The organism is Negadavirga shengliensis, from assembly GCF_042652345.1.
Classification (GTDB): Bacteria; Bacteroidota; Bacteroidia; order Cytophagales; family Cyclobacteriaceae; genus Negadavirga; species Negadavirga shengliensis.
Map to the genome: position 1 here is coordinate 156,490 of NZ_JBHSJJ010000012.1, position 11,426 is coordinate 167,915.

Below are 11,426 nucleotides of genomic sequence, written 5' to 3' on the forward strand. Positions count from 1 at the left end.
TTTTATCAAAAGCAACTGCATTTTATACCAATTAAGGGAATCAATGATTTTATTGGTATATTCAAATTGAATTTACAAATACGGTATGAAAACGAAGTTCACTCTTCAGTTATTGTTATTGGTTTTTTTAGTGGGATGCACCTTTTTTTGGGCCAATGCCCAAGACAGTCCTGGTGATGAAGTAAAACAAAAAGTCTATATACTGGACATAAAAGACAACATTGATCCCAGGATGAACCGGAAGGTGAAGTTGGCCTTGGAGGAGGCTAAAAACCTCGAGGCCCATATGATCATTATCCATATGGATACTTATGGAGGGGCAGTAAATGATGCGGATGACATCCGGACCATGGTGCTGGAATCCACCATCCCCATACATGCCTATATTGACAAGGACGCTGCTTCCGCGGGTGCCTTGATTTCCATAGCCTGTGACAGCATATATATGGCCAGGGGAGCCAGTATAGGTGCGGCTACCGTGGTAGTGGGGAATACGGGCGAAGCAGCTCCTGACAAATACCAGTCGTACATGAGATCGATGATGCGCAGCACGGCTGAAGCAAGGGGAAGGGATCCCAAAATCGCCGAAGCCATGGTGGACCAAAACCTGGAAATCGAAGGTGTGACCCGAAAAGGAGAGGTCATCACTTTCACCGTCTCTGAAGCTATCGCCAATGGCTTTTGTGAAGCCCAGGTAGACAGCTTCGATGAAATCATCAAAAGAAATAACATCCAAAATTACCAGATCATCGCCTATGAACCTTCTTTGGTGGAAGACATTATCGCTTTTTTTCTCAATCCGGTGGTAAGCGGATTTTTGATCCTGATCATTTTTGCCGGGATTTATTTTGAAATCCAGACCCCTGGTGTGGGATTTCCCTTGGCTGCCAGCATCACTGCCATCGTGCTCTATTTCATCCCCTATTACCTCACCGGCCTGGCTTCAAACCTGGAAATCGCCATATTTATTACCGGGGTGGTCTTCTTGGTGGTGGAAATATTTGTTCTCCCGGGGTTTGGTATATTCGGTATATTGGGCATTATAGGTGTACTGGCCGGCCTGACCATGGGGATGCTTCCCAACGAACAATTTGATTTCACCTTTGTGAGCTCCGGTAAACTTTTCGCTGCCCTCCTCACTGTGATCCTGGGGGTGATCGCCGCTACCATAACGATATTCAGCCTTACTCCCAAAATCAACCAGTGGCGGGCTTTTAGTGGCATATCCCTGGCCACTACCTTGCAAAAAACAGAAGGGTATACTTCTTCGTTTTATAGTGAATCCATGGTCGGAAAAGAAGGCTTAGCCCATACCAGACTTTTACCGAGTGGAAAGGTGCTCATAGAGGATGAAATTTACGATGCCTATTCAAGAGGTGAGTTCATTGACAGGGGTGAAAAAATAAAGGTAATCAGCACTGAAGGCACTTCCCTTAAAGTAAAAAAAATATGACAGTAAGGCTTTAGCGGCTAATTTTATATTTTTGGGGTAGATTTTTTATTGGCAGCTGTAGGCGGGGCCTATTGTCAATAGACCGATTCCTGAAAAGCAAAGACAAAAAATGAAAGTATTGAGACGAATCTATTCCATTTACGGCACCCTTGTTTTCATTTTTACCTTCTTGCTGCTTCTGCCCATATTTATCATCACGATCGAAATCCCGGGGCTGAAAAAATACGGAAGGATGCTCAACAGATTATGGTCCAAAATATTTTTCGGGCTGCTTCTGATCCGGGTCAGATTTGAAAACCTGCAATATTTGAAAAAACATCCCCAATACGTCATCATTGCCAATCATTTTTCCTATCTCGACATACCGGTGCTCGGATTGATCCCGTATGATTTGGTTTTTATTGGAAAAAGCTCGTTGACGAAAATCCCCCTTTTCGGCTACATGTTCAAAAACCTCCATATAGCGGTCAACAGGGCAAGCTTGAAAAGCAGGGGAGAATCCATTCTCAGAACAAGGGAAGTGCTCTCTCAAGGCAGCAGCGTGGTCTTTTTCCCTGAAGGCGGCATATCCAGCCCCCAGCCGCCCCAAATGGCCCGCTTCAAAGACGGCGCATTTAAAGTAGCCGTAGACAAACAAATTCCAATAATTCCTATCACTTTATCCTACAATCATTTAATTTTGCCGGACGACGGGAAGTTTCTGTTGAGGTATAAAAGTGCAAAAGTGGTGATACACCCACCTATCCCCGTGGAGGGCTTGGGCCATAAGTCCGTTCCGGAGCTGAAGGATAGGAGTTTCAGGATCATCCAGGAACAGTTACTCTGTGACAATGCTTTGATAGTGACATCCTCTAAAAGCTAACTGAAATAGCATATGAAATCAAGCATGACGGAACCGTCACAAACTGGGATGCCCCGATAGCCCCGATAGCCATCGGGGGGTGGGGAAAAACATGCGAGATTCCATACCTGCATGCTGAAGTGCATTACGGCACGCAAGCATGTGGCCTATTGAGAAAAAATTATAATCATATGAAAATAGATATTGATTCGTTGAAAAAGATAGCCCATCTGGCCAGATTGGAGTTTGATGAAGACGGCGCGGTCAGAATGACTCAGGACATGACACAAATACTTGACTGGGTGGAAAAACTAAACGAACTGGATACGAAAGACATAGAGCCGCTTACCACCATGTCTTCTGAGGAAAATGTCATGAGAGAAGACGAAGTAGGTGAACACTTGGATCATGAAAAAGGTCTGAAAAATGCGCCCCAGCGGGATTCGGACTATTTCCGGGTTCCAAAGGTACTGGAATAATGACTCCCATGCCCAAACAGAAAATTCTTCAAATTCTTCTTTCCATTTTTCCTGTTATCGCCATTCTGGGCGGCGCCATTGGCCTGATTTACCTGGATTCTTCCGGCCGCCCGCTTTTACCCATAAGCACATCCCTTGAAACAGTCAAAATAAACGTTCCTTTGGAGAAAATACCTACGGGAACTGATTTGTTTATATTGGAAACACAGAATTTTCTGCTTTTTCAGCAGTTTGAGTCCCTGCCTCCGTTATCCCATGCTTCTCTCATCCAGGTTTTGGGAATATCTTTTTGGATATTGACGGTGTTGTTTGTAGCGCTTATGACCACCTTCAAGCGATACCCTTTTATCATAAGCGCTGCAGCATTAATCCTGTTGCTCACCCTCAGTGGCGTAAATGGCCTTAACATAGGAGGCATTGGTACAAACATGGGCTTGATCATCTGTTTGCTGGGGTTATTGCTGCCCGCCAGCCTGATACATGTTTTCTTCTACCAATGGAATATGACGAGCAGGGTATTGGTCATTTTTTTATCCGGCATGGCCACATTCATCCTCCTGATCACTTTCAGCGGCATAAACCATCCCACGCTCTTGTTTTCGGAAAACATCTCCATCATGGCCCTCGTTGTCAGCGCTGTTTTTACCGTATATATTGGACATAGCTTTATTTCCAATGTATATGTTTTATTGGCAAGACTCAACCGGGGAGTAGGGATAAAAATCACCTGGCATCTGACGGTAATTTCCTTACTCTACCTCCTGATGATGGCGCTGATGTTCCTTAGCATAACAGGCGGGTTAAATACATCTATCCCGCTACCACCTTTCCAATACCTTTATATTATTCTCGGCATACTGGGATATATCGAAACGGAGAGAAAGATAAAGCAACTGGATCAGCCTTACCTGGTGCCATGGGTAGGCAAAATCGTATACCTGGTGGGATTCGCTGTCAGTATCCTTGTCCTTTTTAAAGCCGGTCTAAGCGTCAATACCCCTATGTTGGACTTTATCGAGCATTTCTTTATTTACAGCCAACTGGGTTTTGGCTTTTTATTTTTCCTTTATCTTTTGATCAATTTCAGCGGCGTTATGAACTCAGGAAAGCCCGTGGAAAAGATCATTTACCAGCCGCCATTTTTCCCGTATTTCCATATGAGGTTGGGGGCATTGCTGACCACTGTCATCTTTGCTGTATATGCGGATGGAATCGTTGCCGTGCAATTTGGCACTGCCTCAACCAATACTTCTGCCGACTTTTTCTACAGCACATCGCGTTCCGCAGAAGCCACCATCTTATATGAAAACTCATTCGAAAGGTACCGCAGGAACGAAAAAGCCATGAATGCAATCGCTCACCTGGCCTTTCAACAAAACCAACCGACATCCGCCATCAACACCCTGACCAAAAGCTTCAATGAAAGGCCCAATGTCCCGGATATCTTATTGCTTTCATCCTCTTTGCAGCGTCGCCAGAGGACAACTGACGCCATATTTTATCTTGAGCAGGGCTTGAAATATTATCCTGAAAACCCCTATCTGCTCAACAATCTATCCTTGCTGTACAGCAAGATCGATCGTCCGGTGGAAGCCTTTCGTCTGCTTGAACAAATGGATTTTCGCAGAGAGATCAGCAAGGCAAATCAGATCGGGCTTCAAGCGATGCATCAAGTCTTCCTGGAAAAAGATATTGACATAGATGACAATATTCCGGCCTCCATCAACCTATCTGCCCTGGACAACCTGCGGGGAATAACTTCTTCCCATACACTGTTGAAGACGGATACTATCCAAGCGGGAACTTCTCCTATAAACAGGGCTATACTGAGGAACCAATGGACCAACAAGTCTGAAAGTAAAAGTATTCAGGAAGACCTTGCCTTACTGGATAGTCTTTTGGAAGATCAGCAGTTGCTGCCTATTGAAGAAGAGGAGCTCCGGGAAACCGGTGTGATTCGAAGGTTCAGGGATGGTAAAATCAACGAGACCTTGAAACTACTCAATGGAATGGCATACCGGTTCCAAAACAGCGCCGGATACTATCATGCATTTGCTGCCTCGGTATTGACCCAGCAGATGGACCTGGAAAATGCAGCAAAAGAATGGCTGCAAGCCGCCGAAAAAGGGTTTTCCAATTTCAAATCATCCCATCTTCCGGTGATATATTTCGGCGGCAAGGAAAAAGAAGCCGCTTTTATTTCCGCCAGCACCGGGACCGTATTTCCGGATTGGATGAACTTTGAAGGGGGTGAACTTAACGACAATGATACGGTTCGCTTTTATCAAAAACTCGCCGGCTTGCTTAAAATGCAGGGAAAGGAAATCCTTCCGGCCCTCAGCCAAATAGAATCTCCCGGTCTACAGGCCTTTTTTGCGAAGGAAGTCCTTATAAAAAAGGCTCATTGGCTGACTCAAGAAGAAAGGGAGAAGCTGCTTAACCTTTATTCTGAGTCATTTGTCAACCCTGAAGAACTGGCTTTCCTTAAAAAATACGAACAGGTACTGTCCAGCGAAAAAGAAACTGACGTCAAACCGGAAGCGCTTGCCACAACTGCTTCCTTTTCAGAAGCGGATAACGCCTATCATACGCCATGGGTACTGCATGCATTGACCCAAATCCCCGAAAATGTCGAAAAATACAACTTGTTGCTGGAAGCAAGCCAATTTAACAAGGATCCCCTTTTATGGATTAATTTGGTAAAATACAGCAGAATGATTGGACTTGATCATTATGCCAGCAGCAGTCTTGCCATGATGTCGGAGTGGATTGACCGGGAAGACCTGATACAATTGCAAATTGATCATCTATAACCCCGACTGCATAAAATAACTCCTAGAGTTCACGTTTTTGCCTATAAACCACTATCTTCACGTTTTAAAAGTGTAAAGATCATGGCCACTGTAATCGAGACTCACGAAATCCAGAAAATCTACAGAATGGGGGCAGAAAAAGTCCACGCGCTGAAATCCATCAGTATCAAAGTAGACAGAGGGGAATACGTAGCTTTCATGGGACCTTCCGGATCTGGAAAATCCACCCTGATGAACATCATAGGTTGCCTTGATTCACCCAGCTCCGGCACTTACATTCTGAACAGGAAGAATGTGAGTGATATGTCCGAGAATGAATTGGCGGAGATCCGAAACAAGGAAATCGGCTTTGTATTCCAGACATTTAATTTGCTTCCCCGCGCTTCCTGTCTGGAAAACGTTGCCTTGCCGCTGATCTATGCAGGATACAATAAGTCCGACAGGGAGGAAAAGGCTTTTTTGGCGCTGAAAAGTGTGGGGCTGGACGATAGGATACACCATAAGCCCAATGAGCTTTCAGGGGGGCAAAGGCAGCGGGTGGCCATCGCGAGAGCACTGGTAAATGATCCCAGCATTATCCTGGCAGATGAACCCACTGGTAATCTCGACACAAAGACTTCCCACGGTATCATGGACCTGTTTCATGAACTGCATCAAAAAGGCAATACGATCATCATGGTGACCCACGAGGATGACATCGCCCACCATGCCCATAGAATCGTCCGTTTGAGGGATGGTCTTGTGGAATCAGATAGCATCAACCCCAATCCCACGGTGAGCAACAAATCATTGGTATAAGCAAGGCTAATAAAATCATTTGATTCCTGAACATGAAAATATATACCAAAACGGGGGACAGGGGTGAAACTTCCCTTTTGGGAGGAAAAAGGGTGGCCAAGTCCCACATCAGAATAGAAGCTTATGGCACCATTGATGAACTGAATGCGTTCATGGGGCTGTTAAGAGACCAAGAGGTAAATCTCAGAAGGGCAGACTTTATCAAAACCATTCAGGACCGGTTGTTCACCATAGGGGCTACACTCGCCAACGACCCTGAAAAAACCAAAGTCAAACGTCCTTCTCTCTTGAAAGAAGATGTGGAATATTTGGAAAAGGCCATTGATGAAATGGAAGGGGGGCTTCAGCCTCTTCAGCATTTTCTCCTACCGGGAGGGCATGCGTCTGTTTCCTATACCCATATCGCCCGTACCGTCTGCCGCAGGGCCGAGCGTTGCGTGGTGGCATTAATGGATACCTCACCGGTGGAGAGCCTTGTGCTGGAATTCCTCAACAGGCTTTCAGACTATTTATTTGTATTGGGCAGACAGATAGCAAAAGAATTAGAAATAAAAGAAGTAACTTGGGAGCCAAGAGTATAGATGAGAATATGAACAAGCTTTTAGAAATCCAAATCAATAAGGTTTCTTCGTCCAGACTGACCAAAACTGATTTCAACAACCTGGCCTTTGGCCAAACGATCAGTGATCATATGTTTATGGCGGATTATCGGGATGGACAATGGTATGATCCGAGGATCGAGCCTTATGCCCCCCTTTCCCTCAATCCCGCCAATGCTACCTTGCATTATGGACAATCTGTATTTGAGGGCTTGAAGGCACATAAAAATGATATAGGCGAAATATTGGTATTCAGACCGGATGCCAATTTCAAAAGACTCAACGAATCCGCAGTAAGGATGTGTATCCCCGAGATTCCGGAGGATATCTTTATGGAAGGGTTACGGAGACTTTTGGAAATAGACCGCGAATGGGTTCCGGACAGGGCCGGGTGCTCTTTGTATATCCGCCCTTTTATATTCGCAACAGATGACTACTTGGGTATCAGGCCTTCCGCCAAATATAAATTTATGATCTTCACTTGCCCGGTGGGTCATTATTATGCCAAACCGGTGGCCGTTAAAGTGGAAACCAAATATACCAGGGCCATTGAAGGGGGGACCGGTTCAGCCAAAGCCGCAGGCAACTATGCAGGTTCTTTATATCCGGCTTTATTAGCCCAACGTGAAGGCTATGACCAATTACTGTGGACTGATGGCAAAACCCATCAGTTTATAGAAGAAAGCGGGACCATGAATGTAATGTTCATCATCAATGGTAAACTGATTACCGCCCCCACCAGCACCGGCACCATATTAAAAGGGATAACCCGGGACAGCGTGCTCACCTTGGCCAGAGAAATGGAGATCCCTGTAAAGGAAAGTTTTCTTTCCGTGGATGAACTGGAAAATGCCTTGGAAGATGGCACGTTAGAGGAAGCATTCGGAACCGGTACCGCCGCTACAGTGGCCCATATCAACCGCATTCACATAAAAGGAAAGGATTATGTCCTGCCTGACAAATCCGTGGATGCATTTTCCAACAAAGTACTGAAAATCCTGGACGCCATTAAATACGGCCGCATGGAAGACGAACATAATTGGATCATGAAAATTTAACCGGAAAATGAGATTGCCCCAAAGCAGGATTTGCCACTGAGAGCACTGCGCTAAAGCAAAAATTGACTGCAAGTTTAACGCATCTTAAACGATTATTTCAAAATATTTTGGCAGATGTGCTTGGAGCAATCTCATAATTTTTTAAATCAACAACGCTGAAAGGCCTATGGTTTCTATCTCATTTTCCCTTTCCAAATATAGTAAGCCCCGTTTCCTCATCATTGTCATGCTTTTTTTTGTGATCCTGACTCCCTGTGTGGCTCAAAATTACATGATCCTTCAAAAGGGCAAGAACCAAAAAACCAGGATCAAGTATGAAGAGGGTGATCCCATCACTTACTTGCAGGAAGGCCTGGACTACTACATCACAGATGTCATTAAAGAAATCACCAAAGATTATCTTATTCTAAGTGAAAACATCGTCACACCGTCTCAGATAGTTGCCATTGACATCAGGGACCGCGATGAAAGAAACCGGACAATGGCAAACCTGACCCTGCTGCCGGCCGGCGGGGCTGTCCTGCTTTTATTGGCCGAGTCGATCAACAGCCTGTATGCTGACGGCGGTCTCTCCTATAGCAACAGCTCTTTGGTTATCTCGGGAGCGCTATTGACCACCAGTTTGGTCCTGGCCCCGGTCCGGTACAAGAAGTTCAGGCACCGTGGCAGAAATAAAATCCAGATCATTCCTCTAAAAGAATTGGAGCAGGAAAACCAAGAATAAAAAACACCTCTGCGATAGCCCACCACCTCATAAAAACACCAAAAGTACTGCACTTTTATATTTCCATTTCAAGATTTGATAACAGGTTTTCTGAAAAAGTAGGTATTGATAAATGAATTTACGAAATTTGCCTCCTCAAATAAACGAAACAATCCATGACAGCAGACCAGTTGAAAGACTTGAAGGCCCGTATTTCGGCCTTAAGGAGGTATCTTTGACTATGATCGGAAGAAAACAGAGATAGAAGAATTTGAAGCCATATCAGCTCAACCTGATTTTTGGAATAACCCGGACGAAGCCGAAAAGGTAATGAAGCAGATACAGGCCAGAAAAGCCTGGACCACTGCCTTTGAAAAAGTGGAAACAGCCATTCAGGACCTGGAGGTATTGTGGGAATTCTATAGTGTTGAGGAGGTTTCTGAGGAAGAAATACGAGGAGAGTATAAAAAAACCCTCAAAGCCTTGGAAGATCTGGAACTCAAAAAAATGCTCAGCGGGGAAGAGGACCAACTGAATGCCATGTTGGAAATCAATCCCGGGGCCGGAGGGACAGAAAGTAATGATTGGGCATCCATACTCCTCCGCATGTACATTATGTGGGGCGAAAAAAACGGCTACAAAGTAAAAGAAGTCGATTACTTGGAAGGGGAAGTTGCCGGAATCAAGTCGGCTACCCTGGAATTTGAGGGCCCCTTGGCTTACGGTTTTCTGAAATCAGAAACAGGGGTACACCGGCTCGTAAGAATCTCTCCTTTTGACAGCGGCGGGAGAAGACATACTTCATTCGCTTCAGTATACGTGTATCCTGTGGTGGATGATACCATCAATATCGAAATCAACCCATCGGACATTGAATTTCATACCTCAAGGTCAGGCGGCGCAGGCGGACAAAATGTCAACAAGGTGGAAACCAAAGTACAGCTAACCCACAAACCTACGGGAATCGTGGTAGTGTGCCAGGTGGAGCGCTCACAGCTCGCCAATAGAGAAAAGGCCATGCAAATGCTTAAATCAAGGCTGTACCAGTTGGAAATGGAAAAACGTAATGCGGAGAGAGCAAAAATTGAATCGGGCAAAATGAAAATAGACTTCGGATCCCAGATCCGTAACTATGTCCTTCACCCCTATAAACTGGTAAAGGATGCACGGACCGGTTACGAAACTTCCGATGTTCAGTCTGTTTTAGACGGGGACCTGAATGATTTTATCAAGGCCTTTTTGTTAGCCCAAAGCGAAGAAGAAGTAAAAGACAAATAAATAGCAGGCCGGAAAATTCCGGCCTTTTTTTGTAATGGTGAAAAGAAAGTCTTTTTATACGCTGGATTTTTTATTGCTATGCATCAGCTCCTTTCTTTTTTTTGCCAGTTTCAATATGATCATTCCGGAACTTCCTTCTTATCTCAGCAGTTTGGGAGGAGAAGCGTATATTGGCTACATCATCGCTTTGTTTACGCTTTCAGCAGGCTTATCCAGACCATTCAGTGGAAAACTGGCAGATAAAATTGGCCGGATTCCCGTAATGGTCTTCGGGGTCGCCGTATGTTTTTTCATCAGTCTTCTTTACCCTTTGATGACCACTGTAGGCGGTTTCCTGCTTTTGCGTTTTCTCCATGGATTTTCGACCGGCTTTACGCCCACCGGTACTTCAGCGTATGTTGCCGACATCATTCCTTTTTCAAAAAGAGGGGAAGCCATGGGCATTCAATCCTTGTTTGGTTCTCTCGGAATGGCGGCTGGTCCGGCCTTGGGTGGATACTTGGCAGGCATATGGGGAATTATTCCCCTCTTCTATTGTTCAAGTGCTGTGTCTTTGCTTTCCATTGTCATCTTATATCGACTAAAAGAAACCCTTCCCCGCAGGGAAAAATTAAACCTTGGACATTTTAAACTGAAAAAAAACGAGATCATAGAAAAAAGAGTCATGGGACCTTCTTTGGTACTTTTTTTTTCTGTGTTTTCATTCGGAATTGTGCTGACCATCATCCCGGATTTTTCAGTTTTTTTGGGAATAGCCAACAAGGGACTTTTCTTTGCTGTTTTCACCTTATCATCTTTGTTGATCCGGGTAATTGCCGGCAGGGCATCCGACAGATACGGCAGGATTCCTGTACTCAAAGTCGCCATGCTGACGATGGTACTGGCCATGATCTTAGTAGCCCAGGCCGAAAGCCGTATTGCTTTTTTACTGGCTGCCGCACTGTATGGGTGTGCAGTAGGCATGAACAATCCTACGGTAACTGCTTGGACCATTGATCTCTCATTGGAGAAATTCAGAGGAAGGGCCTTGGCCACCATGTACATTGCGTTGGAAGCGGGCATTGGTATAGGTGCCCTCGTCTCCGGCTGGTTATTCTCCGTCCATGAACAAAATTTTCAAATCGTCTTCTTATTCGGTTCAGCGTCTGCCATGGCGGCATTTATTTTACTTTGGATATTTCCGCATCAAAAACCAGAGCCGGTACAATCCAAGGAAGGTAAAGAAGGTTAAAGGAACTCGTTTTGGCTTATTTCAAGCTACCTTCTTCGAATCCGGGAAAATCAATTCAGCACCAGTTCATCCACCATGAGCCAAGCTTTGGCACCCGCGCCTCCGTGCCATGGGGGCAGGGAGCTTACCGGGGTGGCCACCAGCCTCATTTTCTCCACGCCCTCGGCCGAAAA

General features: G+C 45.2%; 10 protein-coding genes. All 10 read left to right on the forward strand.

Annotated elements, in window-relative coordinates; genetic code table 11:
• Window positions 1-85: 85 nt before the first annotated feature.
• The 10 genes from ACFPFU_RS18860 to ACFPFU_RS18905 all read left to right on the forward strand — a co-directional run bounded on the left by ACFPFU_RS18860 (window position 86) and on the right by ACFPFU_RS18905 (window position 11,253).
• Window positions 86-1,453, forward strand: a complete 1,368-nt coding sequence (locus ACFPFU_RS18860) for an NfeD family protein (RefSeq protein WP_377066966.1) — start codon at window positions 86-88, stop codon at window positions 1,451-1,453.
• 109 nt (window positions 1,454-1,562) lie between these two features.
• The gene (locus ACFPFU_RS18865; protein WP_377066968.1) at window positions 1,563-2,315 is read left to right on the forward strand and encodes a lysophospholipid acyltransferase family protein; all 753 of its coding nucleotides are present in this window, start codon (window positions 1,563-1,565) and stop codon (window positions 2,313-2,315) included.
• 170 nt (window positions 2,316-2,485) lie between these two features.
• Window positions 2,486-2,773 (forward strand): Asp-tRNA(Asn)/Glu-tRNA(Gln) amidotransferase subunit GatC, encoded by a 288-nt coding sequence (gene gatC, locus ACFPFU_RS18870; RefSeq protein ID WP_377066970.1) that lies wholly within the window; start codon window positions 2,486-2,488, stop codon window positions 2,771-2,773.
• 8 nt (window positions 2,774-2,781) lie between these two features.
• Complete coding sequence (locus ACFPFU_RS18875) at window positions 2,782-5,586, forward strand: hypothetical protein (RefSeq protein WP_377066972.1); 2,805 nt, start codon at window positions 2,782-2,784, stop codon at window positions 5,584-5,586.
• 81 nt (window positions 5,587-5,667) lie between these two features.
• Entirely contained in the window at window positions 5,668-6,384 is a 717-nt protein-coding gene (locus tag ACFPFU_RS18880) for an ABC transporter ATP-binding protein (protein ID WP_377066974.1), read from the forward strand.
• A gap of 32 nt (window positions 6,385-6,416) precedes the next feature.
• A complete protein-coding gene (locus tag ACFPFU_RS18885; protein ID WP_377066977.1) occupies window positions 6,417-6,965 on the forward strand; it encodes a cob(I)yrinic acid a,c-diamide adenosyltransferase in 549 nt (182 codons plus the stop codon).
• Window positions 6,966-6,973: 8 nt separating this feature from the next.
• Window positions 6,974-8,041 (forward strand): branched-chain amino acid aminotransferase, encoded by a 1,068-nt coding sequence (locus tag ACFPFU_RS18890; RefSeq protein WP_377066979.1) that lies wholly within the window; start codon window positions 6,974-6,976, stop codon window positions 8,039-8,041.
• 166 nt (window positions 8,042-8,207) lie between these two features.
• Window positions 8,208-8,765: a hypothetical protein gene (locus ACFPFU_RS18895; protein WP_377066981.1), complete on the forward strand. Its 558-nt coding sequence runs from the start codon at window positions 8,208-8,210 to the stop codon at window positions 8,763-8,765.
• Between the two features lie 155 nt (window positions 8,766-8,920).
• Window positions 8,921-10,022, forward strand: a protein-coding gene (prfB, locus tag ACFPFU_RS18900; protein ID WP_377066983.1) for a peptide chain release factor 2 whose coding sequence is annotated in 2 segments (ribosomal slippage) — window positions 8,921-8,980 and window positions 8,982-10,022 — 1,101 coding nt in all. Because the reading frame shifts where the segments join, the coding sequence is not laid out codon by codon here.
• A gap of 34 nt (window positions 10,023-10,056) precedes the next feature.
• Window positions 10,057-11,253 (forward strand): MFS transporter, encoded by a 1,197-nt coding sequence (locus ACFPFU_RS18905; protein WP_377066985.1) that lies wholly within the window; start codon window positions 10,057-10,059, stop codon window positions 11,251-11,253.
• Window positions 11,254-11,426 lie beyond the last annotated feature (173 nt).

Excerpts from the sequence above, each read along its gene's own strand:
- ACFPFU_RS18860 (WP_377066966.1), top strand. The coding sequence starts at position 86 with ATGAAAACGAAGTTCACTCTTCAGTTATTGTTATTGGTTTTTTTAGTG.
- ACFPFU_RS18865 (WP_377066968.1), top strand. The coding sequence starts at position 1,563 with ATGAAAGTATTGAGACGAATCTATTCCATTTACGGCACCCTTGTTTTC.
- gatC (WP_377066970.1), top strand. The coding sequence starts at position 2,486 with ATGAAAATAGATATTGATTCGTTGAAAAAGATAGCCCATCTGGCCAGA.
- ACFPFU_RS18875 (WP_377066972.1), top strand. The coding sequence starts at position 2,782 with ATGCCCAAACAGAAAATTCTTCAAATTCTTCTTTCCATTTTTCCTGTT.
- ACFPFU_RS18880 (WP_377066974.1), top strand. The coding sequence starts at position 5,668 with ATGGCCACTGTAATCGAGACTCACGAAATCCAGAAAATCTACAGAATG.
- ACFPFU_RS18885 (WP_377066977.1), top strand. The coding sequence starts at position 6,417 with ATGAAAATATATACCAAAACGGGGGACAGGGGTGAAACTTCCCTTTTG.
- ACFPFU_RS18890 (WP_377066979.1), top strand. The coding sequence starts at position 6,974 with ATGAACAAGCTTTTAGAAATCCAAATCAATAAGGTTTCTTCGTCCAGA.
- ACFPFU_RS18895 (WP_377066981.1), top strand. The coding sequence starts at position 8,208 with ATGGTTTCTATCTCATTTTCCCTTTCCAAATATAGTAAGCCCCGTTTC.
- ACFPFU_RS18905 (WP_377066985.1), top strand. The coding sequence starts at position 10,057 with ATGGTGAAAAGAAAGTCTTTTTATACGCTGGATTTTTTATTGCTATGC.